The following is a 15,603-nucleotide window of genomic DNA, read 5'->3' on the forward strand; positions in this document are numbered from 1 at the left end:
CTCCCGTACTGCCCTACTCCCTTACTCCCCTGTTCCCGCGAGCGAAGCGAGCACCCATGCCTTACGACCAGAAGAAAATCGTCGAAGCCCTGCGCGCCTTCGAGCGCGGCGAGATCGTCGTCGTTATGGACGATGACGGCCGCGAGAACGAGGGTGACCTGATCGTCGCCGCCGTCCATTGCACGCCGGAAAAGATGGCGTTCATCGTCCGCAACACGTCGGGCATCGTCTGCACGCCGATGCCGCGCGAGGAAGCAAAGCGGCTCAACCTGTCGCCGATGGTGGCTGACAATGATTCCGCCCACACCACCGCCTTTACCGTCAGCGTCGACTTCAAGCACGGCACCACGACCGGCATTTCGGCGGACGACCGGACGCTGACGGTGCGCAATCTCGCCAACGGCAATGTCGGCGCGTCCGATTTCGTGCGCCCCGGCCACATCTTTCCGCTGATCGCGCGCGAAGGCGGCGTGCTGATGCGTTCGGGCCATACCGAAGCCGCTGTCGACCTCTGCAAGCTCGCCGGCCTGCCGCCGGTCGGCGTCATTTCCGAGCTGGTCAATGATGACGGCACCGTTATGCGTGGCCCGCAGGTGCAGGCCTTCGCCGAAAAGCACGGGTTGAAGCAGATCTCGGTTGCCGACCTTATCGGCTACCGGCAACGCAAGGAAACGCTGGTCGAGCGCGTCGCCTGTTCCGACATCGAGACGCCGGGCGGCAAGGCGCAGGTCTTCACCTACACGCTGCCCTGGGACTCCATGCATCACGTGGCGGTCGTCTTCGGCGATATCCGCGACGGCGTCGAGGTGCCGGTGCGCCTTCATTCCGAGGACGTGGTCAGCGACGTCTTCGGCACCAGCCACAGGCTGGACGCCATCATGAAGGCAATGGGCGAGCGCCAACGCGGCGTCATCGTCTATCTGCGCGAAGGCTCGGTCGGCGTCGCCCATCAGGAGCGCAAGCGGCCGGCTGCCGGCGACCGCGAGGACCATGAAGAGGCTCGTCGCCGCGAAAACGAATGGCGCGAGATCGGCCTCGGCGCGCAAATCCTCAAGGATCTCGGCATTTCCTCAATCAATCTGATCGCCTCGCGCGAGCGCCATTATGTCGGCCTCGAAGGTTTTGGCATCCACATCGCCAAGACCGAGATTCTTTAGGCCATTCTCACGGTGCTGGTATGCGTCCGGCCCCGGCTCGGGCCGAACGCACCGGAAACTATTCCGCAGCGACCGCGGCTGCGTCGCATGCAGGCATGTCGCAGTTCGGCGCGGCAAGGCTGCGCTGGCCGGCGAGCACGATGACCAGCGCGATTGTGCCCGATGCCACCGATACCCAGAACCCGTTCTGCGCGCCGAAAGCGTCCACTACCCAGCCGGCGGCGAACGAGCCGAGCGCCATGCCGATGCCGATGCCGGTCATCACCCAGGTCACGCCCTCGGTCAGCACCGCCTCGGGCACGCGCCGTTCGATCAGGCCAAATGCCGTGATGAAGGTCGGCGAGATTGCCACGCCGCTGACGAAGACGGCCAGTGCCAGCAGCGGCACGGTGTCGGCGACGAGCAGCGGCAGCGAGGTAAGCGCAATGATGGCGATTGCGATGGCAAGCTGAATCTGCAGCGGCACTTTCAGGTTCAGGGCGCCGATGATGATGCCGACGACGAACGATCCGAGCGCGTAGACGCCGATGACGAAGCTGGCGGCGCCCGGCTGGGCAAGCTCCTTCGTGATCGCCACGGTGCTCACCTCCGTGGTGGCGAAGGTCGCGCCGATGAAGATCAGGGCCAAGGTGATGATCTGGACCGGCCGCAGCCGGATTGCCGAGCCGCCCGAACCGTGTTCCACCGGTCGGGCTCGCGGTTCGGTCGAACGCTGCAGGATGAAGGCCGTCGAACCGAAGGCGAGGAACAATGTGCTCGCGAGCACTCCCGCTTCCGGGAAAAGCGCGACGCTCAGCCCTACCGACAGCGATGCGCCGGCGATGTACACCAGTTCGTCCGCCGCCGACTCGAAGGCGAACGCCGTGTTCAACTCGGGGCGGTTGCGAAAAATCTCGGTCCAGCGTGCGCGCACCATTGCCGGTATGCTGGGCATGATGGCGGCGAGCAGCGCCCAGACGAATAGCGTCCATATCGGCCAATGCTGATTGGCCGCTGCAATCAGGATCGCAAAAGCGAGCGTGGAAATCATGGTGGTCGGCACCACAATCCGCGTCTGGCCGAGGCGGTCCACCAGTCGCGATACCTGCGGGGCGACAAAAGCGTTGGCCAGCGCATATGTCGCGGAGACGGCACCGGCCAGCCAGTATTCGCCATCGGTCTGCGACAGCATCGCGACGATCCCGATCGGAGCCATGGCCATCGGCAGCCGGGCAACGAAGCCGGCGGCGGCAAAGCCCTTGGCGCCCGACGCGCGAAAGATCTGGGAATAGGGATTTTGCATGGTCTGGCTCCTCGACAACGGCCGGTTCGGCGATTACATACGTAGCGTATGAGTTTAAATAGATCATACGCGGCGTATGTCAATTGGCATACGAGACGTATGTTAATAGGGCCAGAGCATGCATAGACCACGCAAGGAGATGATTGCCGAAACCCGCGCCAAGCTGATCGGAGCGGCGCGCCAGGCCTTCGGCACGCTCGGCTATGCCGAAGCCTCGATGGATGACTTCACGGCATCGGCCGGGCTGACGCGCGGTGCGCTCTATCATCACTTCGGCGACAAGAAGGGCCTACTCCAGGCGGTTATCGCCGAGATCGACGCCGAAATGGCAGCCCGGCTGAAGGTCGTTTCGGCCAAGCCGGGCAATCTCTGGCAGGGCTTTGTCGACGAATGCACCGCCTATATCGAGATGGCACTGGAGCCGGAGATCCAGCGTATCGTGCTTCGTGACGGGCCGGCGGTGCTCGGCGATCCATCGCAATGGCCAAGCCAGAGCACATGCATCCGCTCGATGACGGAGAGCCTGCAAAGACTGAGCGACGAGGGGACAATTCTCGCCGTCGATCCCGAAGCCGCGGCAAGGCTGGTCAGCGGCGCCTCGTTGCATGGGGCGCAGTGGATCGCAAATTCGAACGATCCCGAAGCGACGTCGAAGAAGGCAGTGAAGGCGTTCAAGGTTCTTCTGGAAGGGCTGCTCAATCGCACCGGCAAGCTGCCTAAGCCTGATCGATCGTCAGCGAAGCAGCCCCAGATTGACCGATCACCGGCCTGAGGTCATTCTTTTCGCCGATCCCAGGCGGCTCGCGGTGGGCTCAGCCGACGCCGGTTGCCTAAACCCTGTTGAACATCGCCTCACCAGCGCGCGAAAACATGGCCAAAGCGGCGAGGCGCGCCTATATCGGGGCATGGTCACGCGACTTTATACCCACCCGATTTTCCTCGAGCACATAACACCGCCCGGTCATCCGGAGCGGCCGGACCGTTTGCGCGCCATAGAGCGTGTGCTTGACGACGAGGCGTTCGCGGCGCTCGATCGCGTCCAGGCGCCGGAAGGCAACGAGGCAACCATCCTCTACGCACATCCGCCCGAATTCGTCAAACGGGTCCGTGCAGCGATACCGGACACCGGCATCGCCCGTATCGATGCCGACACCACCGCCAGCCCGAAGAGCTGGCAGGCGGCCGTGACCGCGATCGGCGCAGCCAACGCCGCGGTCGACGACGTCTTCACCGGCCGTGCCGAAAACGTCTTCGTCGCCGCACGGCCGCCCGGCCATCATGCCGAAAAGACCACCTCCATGGGTTTTTGCCTGTTCAACACCGCCGCGATCGCGGCACGCTACGCGCAGAAGAACCATGGCGCCGACCGTGTCGCCGTCGTCGACTGGGATGTACATCACGGCAACGGCACGCAGGACATTTTCTGGGACGATCCATCGGTGCTCTATTGCTCGACACACCAGATGCCGCTTTACCCGGGAACCGGGGCTGTGAGCGAAACCGGCGCCGGCAACATCGTCAACGCGCCGCTGGCGCCGCAGAGCGGCAGCGATAGTTTTCGCGACGCCTTTCTGTCACGCATCCTGCCGGCGCTCGACAATTTTGCGCCCGATCTCATCATCATCTCCGCCGGTTTCGATGCCCACCACCGCGATCCGCTGGCCGAGATCAACCTGACTGAGGATGATTTCGACTGGGCGACCGGCCAGTTGCTCGAACGAGCCGGGCGCCATAGCCGCAACCGGCTCGTCAGCGTGCTCGAGGGCGGCTACGATCTGCAGGGATTGGCATTTTCAGTCGCCGCCCATGTTGGGCGGCTGATGAAGGGATAGATGATGGCTGGTGAGACCAACGAGGACGTCAAGGCGATGAGCTTCGAGCAGGCGCTCGAGGCGCTGGAGAGGATCGTCGACGATCTGGAGCGCGGCGACGTTCCGCTCGACCAGTCGATCCGCATCTACGAGCGCGGCGAGGCGCTGAAGGCGCATTGCGACCGGCTGCTGAAGGCGGCCGAGGACAAGGTCGAGAAAATCAGGCTGTCGCGTGACGGCAAGCCGGTGGGGACAGAGCCGTTGGACGCGGATTGAGGCGCGGCGTCGAACGACAATTTTGCTTACCGGCTTTGGACATCATCACGATTGAGGGTAAAACTCATCCCGTTTGAAACGGCTCCAGGACGAGAGGAGATTGCGAAGGATGTGCAGAAACATCAAGACCCTGTTCAATTTCGATCCGCCGGCAACCAATGACGAGGTCCGCGATGCCGCACTTCAGTTTGTCCGCAAGCTGAGCGGAACGACGCGGCCGTCGAAACAGAACCAGCATGCGTTCGACCATGCCGTCGAGGCCATTGCCGCCTCGGCGCGCGAATTGCTCGACAGCCTCGAGACGACGCAGCATCCGCGCAATCGCGAAGAGGTGGCGGCCAAGGCGAAGGCCAAATCCGCACTTCGCTTCGCCTGAGGGGACCGCGTGAGCTTCTTTCCCGGAAACGATCCGCAGATGGGCGATGCCTTCGCCAGCGATCAGATCGAGCTGATGGTCATTCCGAATGCCAAGGATATTGGCGGATTTCAGGTTCGCCGCGCCCTGCCGACGGCCAGGCGCCGGCTGGTCGGACCCTTCATCTTCTTCGACCGCATGGGTCCAGCCGTTCTGCGAGCGGGCCAGGCGCTCGACGTGCGTCCGCACCCACATATCGGCCTGTCTACGGTGACTTACCTGTTCGACGGCAAGATCAGGCACCGCGATTCGCTCGGCACCGAGATGGTAATCCAGCCCGGGGACGTGAATTTGATGACCGCCGGCCGTGGCATCGTCCATTCGGAGCGCACGCCGGAAGAACTGCGCGGCGCGCCGATGTCGGTTTCCGGCCTGCAGACATGGCTGGCGCTGCCGGACGGCAAGGAGGAGGTCGCGCCGGTCTTCGAGAACACCGCAGCCCTGCGCCTGCCCGAAGTCGAGGCCGAGGGGGTCAGCGGCCGTGTGATCATCGGTGCGTTTTCCGGACTGCGCTCCCCGGTCGCCACCGCTTCGGACACGCTTTATGCCGATCTCAGGCTGGCGCCGGGTGCCAGCGTGAAAATCCCGGCCGATGCCGAGGAGCGCGCCATCTATACGCTGGAAGGCGAGGTTTCGATATCCGGTGACCGCTTTCCGGCCGAGCGGCTGCTGGTCTTCCGGCCCGGCGACGAAATCGTTGTCTCATCGGAACGCGGCGCCCATTTCATGCTGTTTGGCGGCGCCTCGCTCGGTTCGAAACGCTATATCTGGTGGAATTTCGTATCGTCCTCAAAGGAACGCATCGAGCAGGCGAAAGAAGAATGGAAGACAGGCCGCTTCGATATCGTTCCTGGAGACGAGCAAGAGTTCATCCCGCTGCCCGAAAGCTGATGCGCGTTACCGCCACATTTACATTCGCCGGCCAGCGGCATATTTCACGATGAACAGAAAATCTGACCAGGCTCGCAAACAGTGAACGCAAAGCCCGATACGCCGCTTCTCGACAAGGTCCGCGTCCCAGCCGATTTGCGCACGCTTGCCGAAGGCGACCTGCCGCAGCTTGCGTCAGAGCTTCGCGCCGAACTGATCGACGTCGTTTCCCACACCGGCGGCCATCTCGGCGCCGGCCTTGGCGTGGTCGAGTTGACCGTCGCGCTGCACTACGTCTTCAACACGCCGGACGACCGGCTGATCTGGGACGTCGGCCACCAGGCCTATCCGCACAAGATCCTGACCGGCCGCCGCGACCGCATCCGCACGCTGCGCCAGGAGGGCGGCCTGTCCGGCTTCACCCGTCGCGTCGAGAGCGAATACGATCCGTTCGGCGCAGCCCACTCCTCGACCTCGATTTCAGCCGGCCTCGGCATGGCGATGGCGCGCGATCTGTCCGATGGCCGCAACAATGTCATTGCCGTCATCGGCGACGGCGCCATGTCGGCCGGCATGGCCTATGAGGCGATGAACAATGCCGGCGCACTCGATGCCCGGCTGATCGTCATCTTGAACGACAACGATATGTCGATCGCTCCGCCGACCGGCGCAATGAGCGCCTATCTGGCCCGTCTGGCGTCGGGCAAGACCTATCTGGGCTTGCGCGATTTCGGCAAGAAGCTGACGTCGTATCTCGGCGAGCGCGCCGATCGCGCCATCAAGCGAGCGGTCGAGCATGCGCGCGGTTACGTCACCGGCGGCACGTTGTTCGAGGAAATGGGGTTCTACCACATCGGCCCGATCGACGGTCACAACCTCGAGCACCTGATCCCGGTGCTGAAGAACGTCCGCGACAATGCCGACGGCCCGGTGCTGATCCACGTCGTGACCCAGAAAGGCAAGGGCTACGCCCCGGCCGAGGCAGCGGCCGACAAATATCATGGCGTCAACAAATTCGACGTCATCACCGGCGCCCAGACCAAGGCGCCCGCCAATGCGCCGAGCTACACCAAGGTGTTTGCCGAAAGCCTGATCCAGGAGGCCCGAGAGGACGACCGCATCGTCGCCATCACCGCCGCCATGCCGAACGGCACCGGGCTTGACCTGTTCGGCGAAGCGTTTCCGGCGAGGACCTTCGATGTCGGCATCGCCGAGCAACATGCGGTGACCTTCGCCGCCGGTCTTGCCACGGAAGGCTTCAAGCCTTTCGCGGCGATCTACTCGACCTTTCTGCAGCGCGCCTACGACCAGGTCGTCCACGACGTGGCGATCCAGAAATTGCCGGTGCGCTTTCCGATCGATCGCGCCGGCTTCGTCGGCGCCGATGGTGCCACCCATTGCGGCGCCTTCGACACGACCTTCCTGGCGACGCTGCCCGGTTTCGTCGTCATGGCCGCGGCCGATGAGGCCGAGCTGCGCCATATGGTACGCACCGCTGCAAGCTACGATGACGGCCCGATCGCCTTCCGCTACCCGCGCGGCAACGGCGTTGGTGTCGAGATGCCGCAACGCGGCTCGGTATTGGAGATCGGCAAGGGCCGGATCGTCAGGGAGGGCACCAAGGTTGCGCTGCTTTCCTTCGGCACCAGGCTGCAGGATTGCCTGGCCGCGGCCGAGGAGCTTGGCGCGGCCGGGCTTTCGACCACGGTCGCCGATGCCCGTTTTGCCAAGCCGCTCGACGAGGACCTGATCCGGCGGCTGGCCCGTTCACACGAGGTGCTGGTGACGGTGGAAGAGGGCGCGGTCGGCGGCTTCGCCAGCCATGTGCTGCAGTTCCTGGCCCATGAAGGGCTGCTGGAGAGCGGCTTGAAGGTGCGCCCGCTGGTGCTGCCCGACACATTTGTCGACCATGCCAAGCCGGAAAAGATGTATGCCACTGCCGGGCTGGACAGCGCCGGCATCGTGCGCACCGTGTTCGTGGCGCTGGGGCATACCGCGCAGGCCCAGCGCGCCTAGTTTTTAGACGCATTTCCGGCGACGCCGAAGCGATTCAACTTGGCTGCAAGATGCTAGCCTGAATCAATATCTCAACTGCCTGAATCAAATTGCCGGCGAACAGTCGTAACCTGCTGTTTACGCTGCCGTTTGGCGATTTGCTTACCGTGTCCTTTGGCCGTTCTTCAACGCTGCCCTGCTAGAAGGCAACCAGGCAGGGGAAAGAAGACCAATGAGATCGCTTTTGGGCGGCATCGCGCTTGCGGCCATCTTCGCCGCGTCGGCCGGGGCCGAAACGCGCTACGACCGCAAACTCGAAGAGGCGGTGATGGGCATCGTCGCCGGCAAGATCGGCGAGATCCGTGGCGGCTTTTCCTACAAGCAGGCGCCGCAATTTGTCGTCATGCCAGATACCTCACCGAAGGCGTCAATTTCCGTTGACCGGCCGCGCCCGCAGGTGTTCGGCGACAGCAGCGACGGTCTGACGCCGGCCGTCGAACGGCGGGTTTCGCGGACCATATTCTAAAGCATGATCCCGAAGAGACTCTAGAAACTAGAACCACATATCCCGCACACAGCGACCATCTCTCGGCAAATCCTCGAATGCATCGAGACCATCGAAATGGTCGATCGGGAGATCGGCGACGGCCTCGGGCGGCGCAAGCCTCACATTGACGGCGATGCGGTAGCGCCCAGCCGCATCGGGATGCAAACCGCGCCAGGCCAGGACGCAAGCGCAGGTTGGGCAGAAGAGAATCTCAAGCGAAGGATGAGCCTTTCCGACGCGCCGATAGGCGCTTACGGGCCCGGCAAGGCGGATGCGTTCGTCGACATGGTCATAAGCCCAGAGCGTGCCGTAGCGACGGCAAAGTGTGCAATTGCAGGCAGTGATCGAACCGGGATCGCCCTCCAGGGTCCAGTGGGCTGCGCCGCAGTGGCAGGTTCCCGTCAGCATGTTTCCTCCTCCACGTTTCGACGGCTAAACGGCATCTCTTTCTTAGCATTGCGTCGGATCTCGTGCGAGGTTCGACAAACAGCGGAGTGGCTTGATGCGTTCACCCGTTGCCAACTATGCATTGTCTCATCGCCAATATCCTTGCCATCATCGTTGGCATTCGCCATGAAGGCCGATGACTTCCCTTCCGCCAGCCAGCATACGCCAGCGGCTCGACGAATTGCTCGTCCAGCGCGGTCTGTTTGCCAGCCGCTCGCGTGCCCGCGACGCGGTCGAGCGCGGCACCGTGACGGTCGATGGCATCGTCGCCCTCAAGCCGGGCCAGGCCGTTCTGCCTGAGTGCAACATTGTCGTTGACGATCCGGCGCAGGGTTACGTGTCGCGCGCCGCACTGAAGCTGAAGGCTGGTCTCGAGCATTTCGCCCTCGACCCCACCGGCAGCGAAGCGCTCGATGTCGGCGCCTCGACCGGGGGCTTTACGCAGGTGCTGCTCGAACGCGGCGCGGCGCATGTCACCGCGATCGATGTCGGGCACGGCCAGATGCACTCCGACATTGCCGGCGATCCGCGCGTGACGGTAATTGAAGGCCTGAATGCGCGCCAACTATCGGCCGCCGATCTCGGCGGCCGTGTGCCGGATTTCATCGTCTCGGATGTCAGCTTCATATCGCTGAAACTGGCGCTGCCGCCGGCGCTTGCCTTGGCCAGGAATGGCGCAAAAGCTGTGTTTCTGGTCAAGCCGCAATTCGAGGCCGGCCGCGAGGCGATCGGCAAGGGCGGCCTGCTTAAGGACCCCTATGATGCGGCGCGCATTGCCGGCCTGATGCAGGACTGGCTCGATGCCATTCCCGGCTGGCGCTCGCTGGGGCTTCATCTGTCACCGATAGAGGGCGGCGACGGCAACCGCGAGTTCCTGCTCGGCGGCATCAAGGACGTCGAGACCCAGAAGCGATGAGCACCCGTTTCACGATCGCAAGGTTGGGCTCGCAGGGCGACGGCATCGCCGAGACGGAAACCGGCGAGATTTTCATTCCGTTCGCGCTGCCGGGAGAGGTCGTCACCGCCGCGCGGGAGAAAGATCGCGCCACCTTGATGTCGGTCGTTGAGGCTTCGCCGTTGCGGGTCGATCCGCCGTGCCGGCATTTCGGCGCATGCGGCGGCTGCGCCGTCCAGCATCTCGAGACTGAAGCCTATCACCGGTGGAAGCGCGAAAAGGTCGTGCATGCGCTGAAGAGCAAGGGCATCGCTTGCGATGTCGGGGCGCTGGTGCCGTGCGCGCCGCACACGCGCCGCCGCGTCGTCTTCACCGCCCGGCGGAGCGAGGCGGGAATGCAGTTCGGCTTCGTTCGCGCGCTGTCATCCGAGATCATCTCGATCGAGGAATGCCCGATCTCGGCGCCGCAGATCGTCGCTGCGCTCGACCGTTTGAGGATGCTTGCCGGACTGATCTGCACCACGACCAAATCGTTCCACATGGCGGTGACGGTGACCGGCTCCGGCCTCGATGTCGCGGTTCACGATTCCGGCAAGCTCGGCGAGAACCAGCGCCGCGTCGCTTCCAACTTCGTCATCGCCGAGGGGCTGGCCAGGCTGTCGGTCGACGGCGAGATCATTATCGAACCAAACAAACCGGTCGACCTGTTTGGTGGCGTCGCCGTCGCAGTGCCTCCGGGCGCTTTCCTGCAGGCGACCGAGGCTGCCGAACAGGCGATGGCCAACATTGTCGGCCAGCATTTCGCGCGCGCCAAAAAGGTCGCCGATCTGTTCGCCGGCTGCGGCAGCTTCGCGCTGCGCCTGGCCGCAAGATCGGAGGTTCATGCGGTGGAAGGCGATGCGGCAGCACTCGCGGCGCTCGACCGGGCATTCCGTTTCGCCAGCGGCCTGAAGCGGGTGACCGGCGAACGTCGCGACCTGTTCCGGAGGCCGCTCACATTCAAGGAGTTGAATGCCTTTGACGGCGTTGTCTTCGACCCGCCTCGCGCCGGCGCCGAGGACCAGTCGAAGCAGATCGCGCGCTCCTACGTGCCGCTCGTCGCTGCGGTGTCTTGCAATCCGGTAACGCTGGCGCGGGACCTACGCATCCTCATGGACGGCGGCTATACCCTGAAGAGCGTGACGCCGATCGACCAGTTCCTGTGGTCGCCGCATGTCGAGGCCGTGGCGCTGTTGGAGAAGCCGAGACGAAGACGCTAGCAGCCAGGGCCTGAAACGCGCACCAAAAAAGCACATTTTTAGCGCACGTCGTTCAGACCGTGCTAGGGAATTGCCATGAGCACCGCAGCCTTCGAAATTTCGCCATCGTGCTTCGGCGAGGAGCGGGCGCCGTTTCTCTCGCCAAGGCGGGTCGCTGAACTGCTAGGGGTCAATACGACAGAACTGGCGGGGCTGACCGGTCTCGCGCGCAACACGCTTGCCGCCGAGTCCGGTGCGCGCAAGGTCGACGCCGCATTGAGTCCCATCGTCCGTATCCTGGCGATGGCCGGCGAGATGGCCGGTGATGAACATCGTGCGGCGATCTGGTTCAAGCATCAGCCGATCCCCGGTTGGGCCGGAAAGACCGCCTACGATCTGGTTCGCGAAGGCAAGACGGACAAGGTGCTTGCCTATCTGGAGGCAGTCCGCTCCGGCATCTATGCCTGAAACCAGGCTGACCCTGTGGCGCGCTTTTGTGCCGCGCTGGGCCGCTGTGAGCTGCTATGCTTCTTGCACGCGTTCGTATCCGGCCGCCTTCGCGGCCCTGACGAACTTGCGGTCAAAAGTCGCGAAGCCAGCGCAGTGAGCGGACTTGCCCAGATGCAGCGCATCAGCGAAATCCAACCCCTGTTCCGAGAGGTCGAGCGCGGACGACACGACCGCCCCGTCTTCCACCTCTACCGTGGGAAGCCCGCTAAACACCCGTAGCGTACGGGCGATTTCAAGCGGCGCAAAACCGTAGGCGCTGCGCAACACCCATTCGACTTCCAGCATCACCGTGACGGCGACAAAGACCGGCTGGCTATCGATCAGCGCCCGGGCGCGGGAAGACTGCGACGGGTGATCGCCCGTCAGGTAGCGGACGATCAGGTTGGTATCAATTGCGAGCATGGCGCCGCCGCGCTTCGGCGAGCACGCCCGCGTCCATTTCCTCCAACGTCTTCGGCCTGCCACTATAGCGCAGCGATCCAAACACGTCCTCTGGCCGTGTCTCGGCGAAGACTGGCGCAGGCTTCAGTAGCACGCCCTCCGGGGTATCCTCGACCAGAAGGCGTGTGCCGGCATGCCATTCCCTCCGTTTCCGGATCGCGCTGGGCAGGATGACCTGTCCCTTGGTCGAGACCGTAGTTACGAGCTTCTTTGCGGCAGCCATCTGCGCACGTCCTTAGGTGTAAGACGAATGTAAGATAGTCGAAGCTCTCCGCAAATTCAAGGCGCAAGCTACTCCTACTTAAAGCGATGACAAGGCAGTGGGCGACGGGGATTGGTTGTTCCGGAGCGGCGATAATTCGGCGTCAACTCCATCAAACCCTGGTGCCGCCGACTGTCATCTGGTTCATCCTGAGATGCGGCTGGCCGACGCCGACCGGCACGCCCTGTCCGGCCTTGCCACACATGCCGATGCCGGTGTCGAGCTTCATGTCGTTGCCGATCATCGCCACACGATGCATGGCATCCGGCCCGTTGCCGATCAGCATGGCGCCCTTGATCGGTTGCGTCACCTTGCCGTTCTCGATCATGTAGGCTTCGGTGCAGCCGAACACGAACTTGCCCGAAGTGATGTCAACCTGGCCGCCACCGAACGACACGGCATAGATGCCGTTCTTGACCGAGGCGATGATCTCGTCCGGCTCCATGTCGCCCGCTGTCATGTAGGTGTTGGTCATGCGCGGCATAGGCTCGTGCGCGTAACCTTGGCGTCGCCCGTTGCCGGTGGCTTTCATGCCCATCAGCCGGGCGTTCTGGCGGTCCTGCATGTAGCCGACCAGCTTGCCATCGTCGATCAGCACGTTATGGGCCGATGGCGTGCCCTCATCGTCGACGGTAAGCGAGCCACGCCGCTCGGGCAGGGTGCCGTCGTCAACGACGGTGACGCCTTTCGCCGCCACCTGCTGGCCAAGCAGGCCGGCAAAGGCCGACGTCTTCTTGCGGTTGAAATCGCCCTCCAGCCCGTGGCCGACGGCCTCGTGCAACATGACGCCCGGCCAGCCGCTCGACAGCACGATGTCGAAAGTGCCGGCAGGTGCTGGAACCGCTTCGAGATTGACCAGCGCTTGCCGCAATGCCTCCTTGGCCGCGTGCCGCCAGCTGTCCTCGATCAGGAATTCACCAAAATCCTTGCGGCCTCCCATGCCGTAGGAGCCGCTCTCCTGGCGGTCGCCGTCGCCGACCACCACCGACACGTTGATCCTGACCAGCGGACGGATGTCGCGCACCATCTGGCCGTCGGCGCGCACGATCTCGACATGCTGCCAGGAGGCGGCGAGCGATGCCGTCACCTGCCTGACGCGCGGATCCTCGGCCCGCAGCCATGCATCGATTTCCTGAAGCAGCTTGGCCTTGGCCTCGAAGGAAGGCGAGGGGATAGGGTTTCCGTCGCCGTAGAGATGGCGGTTGGTGCGGGCAGGCGCTGCGGCAAGCGTACCGGAATAGCCGCTCTTCACCGTCGAAACGGCATCGGCGGCGCGCAGCAGCGAGGCTTCGGAGAGATCGCTGGAATGGGCGTAGCCGCTGGCTTCGCCGGCGACGGCACGCAGGCCGAAACCCTGGTCGGTGTTGAAATTCGCGGTCTTCAGCTTGCCATTGTCGAACATCAGCGATTCGCTTTCGCTATATTCGAGAAACAGTTCGCCGTCGTCGGCGCCGTTAATAGTCTCGGCAACGATTTGCTTGATGCGATCGTCGGAAATGTCAAATTGGCCGATCAGGCTGTTCATGGCAGGTCCATTCGCAGGAGGATTGTTTCCCACGATGTAGGCGCGAAGGCCCGCACAGACAATCTGAAATGAGATTTGCCGTGACCCGGCCGGTCAACATCACTGGATCGTGCTACAAGACCCAGTCTCAAGGCAGGGCGGCGAAGCCGTCGGCGAAACCCTTGAGGTCGACGGGAATGCCGATGCCCTCTTCCGGCGTCTGGAAGACGATGAAGGTGGCGGACGTACCGGTCTTCAGCGTGTCGAGCAGCGGCTTTTCCAGGATGACCTCGGCATAGCAGCCGTCCTGGAAACAGCGCACGAAATAGGCGCGGCCGATATCCTTGCCGTCGACATTGAGGCCGAGGCCGTTGGGCAACAGCACGCCGAGCGGCGCCAGCACACGCAGGATTTCGGCCTTGTTGTCGGCTGTGCGCAGCACGACGACGGAAAGACCCATTTCCGGACGGTCCTCGGCGACGACGTTCTGCATCATCACGCATTGTTCGGATGTAGCACCGGCGGGCGTATCGCAGATGATCGACCACGCCCCATGCGTTGACTTCACCGTGCCGCTTGGCTGCGCGGCATTGGCCAGGCCGGCACCGGACAAGCCTATTGCGGCGGCAACAAAGATGACCTTCGCCAAGGTTCTCGAAAGCCAAGGGTTCATGACGGCTCCATTGCGAATCACGGCACTTTAAGCCGCACTAAACCCAAGTAAAGGACGAGACCCCGGCGATCTGCCCCGACACAGGCGACAATGCGCTTTTCAGTGCCAATTTCGCCCTAATTGCGACGGCTCCGCACGCCGCGCGGCTCATTCTACCCGGATGCCGCTCTGGTGATTCGCGGCGAGCCGTCACCGCACGAAGCCAGCGCCGCACTTGCGCGCAAAAATGCCGCACGGGTTCCGGCGCTCCTTTCTTGCGGAGGCAAATAGAGTATGGTTTGAACCAGCCTTGAATTGTCCGGGATTCCCGTCCCGGCCATTGTTCGACATTCTTGCGGTCCGATCGCGAGGAACTGGGAGATGACGAGGGCGATGAAAAAATTCCTGGCAACCGCCAAAATCGTAGCTAGTGCCGCCGCCGCGTTGTTTGCCGCTGCATCCGCTCATGCAGCCCAGCCCCAACCTTGGGAAACCAGTTTTCAGCCTCCGGCGACCGACATTATGCGGCAGATCGAGTGGTTCGGGAACTACTCGTTCGCGTTCATCATTGTGATCACCGCCTTGGTGCTTTTCCTGATTGCCTACTGCATTTTGCGGTTCCGGGCGAGCGTCAACCCGACGCCGTCGCGCACCAGCCACAACACGCTGATCGAGGTCATCTGGACTGTCGGTCCCGTCGTCATCCTGCTCTGTCTCGCCATTCCCTCGTTCCAGCTGCTGACCGCGCAATACACGCCGCCGGAAGAAGCCAAGCTGACCGTCAAGGCGACCGGCAATCAGTGGAACTGGGACTACGAATACCAGGTCGACAACACGCTTTCCTTTAATTCCGCGATCCTTCAGGATGCTGACAGGGCTGCTGCCGGCAAGGAAGATCGCGCCGCGTATCCGCGCCTGCTCGCCGTCGACAATGAGATGGTGGTGCCGGTCAGCACCATGACCCGCGTGCTGGTGACGGCGACCGACGTCATTCACGCCTTTGCCATGCCGTCCTTCGGCATCAAGACCGACGCGGTGCCGGGCCGCATCAACGAGGTCTGGTTCAAGGCCGACAAGGAAGGCCTCTATTACGGCCAGTGCTCGGAACTCTGCGGTAAGGACCACGCCTTCATGCCGATCGCCATTCGCGTCGTCTCCGATGCACAATACAAGACCTGGCTGGCGGCAGCCAAAACCGACCTTCCCGGCGCCAACAAGGCGCTGATGGCCGAGGTCGATGGCACGAACAAGGTAGCGGCCGCCGGCAATTGATGCCGCGACCAGAAAAGATTCAGGGAACG

At 63.2% G+C, this 15,603-nt stretch carries 18 protein-coding genes; 12 read left to right on the forward strand and 6 right to left on the reverse strand.

Annotated elements, in window-relative coordinates; translation table 11 throughout:
- The first annotated feature begins 56 nt into the window (after positions 1-56).
- Positions 57-1,157: a 3,4-dihydroxy-2-butanone-4-phosphate synthase gene (gene ribB, locus NKJ15_RS07645; RefSeq protein WP_352449900.1), complete on the forward strand. Its 1,101-nt coding sequence runs from the start codon at positions 57-59 to the stop codon at positions 1,155-1,157.
- A 58-nt stretch (positions 1,158-1,215) separates the two neighbouring features.
- On the opposite strand, the gene NKJ15_RS07650 is transcribed toward ribB, so the two are convergent.
- Positions 1,216-2,439, reverse strand: coding sequence for an MFS transporter (locus NKJ15_RS07650; protein ID WP_352814717.1), 1,224 nt, complete (start codon positions 2,437-2,439; stop codon positions 1,216-1,218).
- Positions 2,440-2,557: 118 nt separating this feature from the next.
- On the opposite strand from NKJ15_RS07650, the gene NKJ15_RS07655 reads away from it, so the two are divergent.
- The 7 genes from NKJ15_RS07655 (at position 2,558) to NKJ15_RS07685 (ending at position 8,332) form a co-directional block, all read left to right on the forward strand.
- Complete coding sequence (locus NKJ15_RS07655) at positions 2,558-3,211, forward strand: TetR/AcrR family transcriptional regulator (RefSeq protein ID WP_352470664.1); 654 nt, start codon at positions 2,558-2,560, stop codon at positions 3,209-3,211.
- A gap of 133 nt (positions 3,212-3,344) precedes the next feature.
- Entirely contained in the window at positions 3,345-4,271 is a 927-nt protein-coding gene (locus NKJ15_RS07660; RefSeq protein ID WP_352470663.1) for a histone deacetylase family protein, read from the forward strand.
- A gap of 3 nt (positions 4,272-4,274) precedes the next feature.
- A complete protein-coding gene (locus tag NKJ15_RS07665; RefSeq protein WP_031211056.1) occupies positions 4,275-4,526 on the forward strand; it encodes an exodeoxyribonuclease VII small subunit in 252 nt (83 codons plus the stop codon).
- A 109-nt stretch (positions 4,527-4,635) separates the two neighbouring features.
- A complete protein-coding gene (locus NKJ15_RS07670; RefSeq protein ID WP_023716908.1) occupies positions 4,636-4,902 on the forward strand; it encodes a DUF2277 domain-containing protein in 267 nt (88 codons plus the stop codon).
- Positions 4,903-4,911: 9 nt separating this feature from the next.
- Positions 4,912-5,832 carry a pirin family protein gene (locus tag NKJ15_RS07675; protein WP_352540104.1) on the forward strand — a complete coding sequence of 307 codons (921 nt, stop codon included), beginning with the start codon at positions 4,912-4,914 and terminating at the stop codon, positions 5,830-5,832.
- An 81-nt stretch (positions 5,833-5,913) separates the two neighbouring features.
- Complete coding sequence (gene dxs / locus NKJ15_RS07680) at positions 5,914-7,827, forward strand: 1-deoxy-D-xylulose-5-phosphate synthase (RefSeq protein WP_352814720.1); 1,914 nt, start codon at positions 5,914-5,916, stop codon at positions 7,825-7,827.
- A gap of 211 nt (positions 7,828-8,038) precedes the next feature.
- Complete coding sequence (locus tag NKJ15_RS07685; RefSeq protein ID WP_352449894.1) at positions 8,039-8,332, forward strand: hypothetical protein; 294 nt, start codon at positions 8,039-8,041, stop codon at positions 8,330-8,332.
- Between the two features lie 27 nt (positions 8,333-8,359).
- Here the strand turns inward: NKJ15_RS07685 and NKJ15_RS07690 are convergent, their stop codons facing one another.
- Positions 8,360-8,761, reverse strand: coding sequence for a GFA family protein (locus tag NKJ15_RS07690; RefSeq protein ID WP_352449893.1), 402 nt, complete (start codon positions 8,759-8,761; stop codon positions 8,360-8,362).
- A gap of 175 nt (positions 8,762-8,936) precedes the next feature.
- On the opposite strand from NKJ15_RS07690, the gene NKJ15_RS07695 reads away from it, so the two are divergent.
- The 3 genes from NKJ15_RS07695 (at position 8,937) to NKJ15_RS07705 (ending at position 11,401) form a co-directional block, all read left to right on the forward strand.
- Entirely contained in the window at positions 8,937-9,716 is a 780-nt protein-coding gene (locus NKJ15_RS07695; protein ID WP_352470660.1) for a TlyA family RNA methyltransferase, read from the forward strand.
- Entirely contained in the window at positions 9,713-10,954 is a 1,242-nt protein-coding gene (locus tag NKJ15_RS07700; RefSeq protein WP_352470659.1) for a class I SAM-dependent RNA methyltransferase, read from the forward strand. Before NKJ15_RS07695 ends, NKJ15_RS07700 begins: the two co-directional genes overlap by 4 nt.
- Before the next feature lie 75 nt (positions 10,955-11,029).
- The gene (locus NKJ15_RS07705; RefSeq protein WP_352470658.1) at positions 11,030-11,401 is read left to right on the forward strand and encodes an antitoxin Xre/MbcA/ParS toxin-binding domain-containing protein; all 372 of its coding nucleotides are present in this window, start codon (positions 11,030-11,032) and stop codon (positions 11,399-11,401) included.
- A gap of 54 nt (positions 11,402-11,455) precedes the next feature.
- Here the strand turns inward: NKJ15_RS07705 and NKJ15_RS07710 are convergent, their stop codons facing one another.
- The 4 genes from NKJ15_RS07710 to NKJ15_RS07725 all read right to left on the reverse strand — a co-directional run bounded on the left by NKJ15_RS07710 (position 11,456) and on the right by NKJ15_RS07725 (position 14,323).
- Positions 11,456-11,845, reverse strand: a complete 390-nt coding sequence (locus NKJ15_RS07710) for a type II toxin-antitoxin system VapC family toxin (protein ID WP_023674128.1) — start codon at positions 11,843-11,845, stop codon at positions 11,456-11,458.
- Positions 11,832-12,107, reverse strand: a complete 276-nt coding sequence (locus NKJ15_RS07715) for an AbrB/MazE/SpoVT family DNA-binding domain-containing protein (protein ID WP_352449889.1) — start codon at positions 12,105-12,107, stop codon at positions 11,832-11,834. Before NKJ15_RS07715 ends, NKJ15_RS07710 begins: the two co-directional genes overlap by 14 nt.
- A 151-nt stretch (positions 12,108-12,258) precedes the next feature.
- The gene (gene tldD, locus NKJ15_RS07720; RefSeq protein ID WP_352470657.1) at positions 12,259-13,671 is read right to left on the reverse strand and encodes a metalloprotease TldD; all 1,413 of its coding nucleotides are present in this window, start codon (positions 13,669-13,671) and stop codon (positions 12,259-12,261) included.
- Between the two features lie 127 nt (positions 13,672-13,798).
- Positions 13,799-14,323 (reverse strand): invasion associated locus B family protein, encoded by a 525-nt coding sequence (locus NKJ15_RS07725; RefSeq protein ID WP_352449887.1) that lies wholly within the window; start codon positions 14,321-14,323, stop codon positions 13,799-13,801.
- Positions 14,324-14,695: 372 nt separating this feature from the next.
- Here NKJ15_RS07725 and coxB point away from each other — a divergent pair, with 372 nt between their 5' ends.
- Positions 14,696-15,574, forward strand: a complete 879-nt coding sequence (gene coxB, locus NKJ15_RS07730) for a cytochrome c oxidase subunit II (protein WP_352470656.1) — start codon at positions 14,696-14,698, stop codon at positions 15,572-15,574.
- The last annotated feature ends 29 nt before the right edge of the window (positions 15,575-15,603 follow it).

Origin of the sequence: Mesorhizobium sp. M0207 (genome assembly GCF_040321995.1) — a bacterium.
Taxonomy (GTDB): domain Bacteria; phylum Pseudomonadota; class Alphaproteobacteria; order Rhizobiales; family Rhizobiaceae; genus Mesorhizobium.

Bases quoted from the DNA above. Each gene is read 5' to 3' on its own strand.
- ribB (WP_352449900.1), top strand. From the start codon at position 57: ATGCCTTACGACCAGAAGAAAATCGTCGAAGCCCTGCGCGCCTTCGAG.
- NKJ15_RS07650 (WP_352814717.1), bottom strand. From the start codon at position 2,439: ATGCAAAATCCCTATTCCCAGATCTTTCGCGCGTCGGGCGCCAAGGGC.
- NKJ15_RS07655 (WP_352470664.1), top strand. From the start codon at position 2,558: ATGCATAGACCACGCAAGGAGATGATTGCCGAAACCCGCGCCAAGCTG.
- NKJ15_RS07660 (WP_352470663.1), top strand. From the start codon at position 3,345: ATGGTCACGCGACTTTATACCCACCCGATTTTCCTCGAGCACATAACA.
- NKJ15_RS07665 (WP_031211056.1), top strand. From the start codon at position 4,275: ATGGCTGGTGAGACCAACGAGGACGTCAAGGCGATGAGCTTCGAGCAG.
- NKJ15_RS07670 (WP_023716908.1), top strand. From the start codon at position 4,636: ATGTGCAGAAACATCAAGACCCTGTTCAATTTCGATCCGCCGGCAACC.
- NKJ15_RS07685 (WP_352449894.1), top strand. From the start codon at position 8,039: ATGAGATCGCTTTTGGGCGGCATCGCGCTTGCGGCCATCTTCGCCGCG.
- NKJ15_RS07690 (WP_352449893.1), bottom strand. From the start codon at position 8,761: ATGCTGACGGGAACCTGCCACTGCGGCGCAGCCCACTGGACCCTGGAG.
- NKJ15_RS07695 (WP_352470660.1), top strand. From the start codon at position 8,937: ATGACTTCCCTTCCGCCAGCCAGCATACGCCAGCGGCTCGACGAATTG.
- NKJ15_RS07700 (WP_352470659.1), top strand. From the start codon at position 9,713: ATGAGCACCCGTTTCACGATCGCAAGGTTGGGCTCGCAGGGCGACGGC.
- NKJ15_RS07705 (WP_352470658.1), top strand. From the start codon at position 11,030: ATGAGCACCGCAGCCTTCGAAATTTCGCCATCGTGCTTCGGCGAGGAG.
- NKJ15_RS07710 (WP_023674128.1), bottom strand. From the start codon at position 11,845: ATGCTCGCAATTGATACCAACCTGATCGTCCGCTACCTGACGGGCGAT.
- NKJ15_RS07715 (WP_352449889.1), bottom strand. From the start codon at position 12,107: ATGGCTGCCGCAAAGAAGCTCGTAACTACGGTCTCGACCAAGGGACAG.
- tldD (WP_352470657.1), bottom strand. From the start codon at position 13,671: ATGAACAGCCTGATCGGCCAATTTGACATTTCCGACGATCGCATCAAG.
- NKJ15_RS07725 (WP_352449887.1), bottom strand. From the start codon at position 14,323: ATGAACCCTTGGCTTTCGAGAACCTTGGCGAAGGTCATCTTTGTTGCC.
- coxB (WP_352470656.1), top strand. From the start codon at position 14,696: ATGAAAAAATTCCTGGCAACCGCCAAAATCGTAGCTAGTGCCGCCGCC.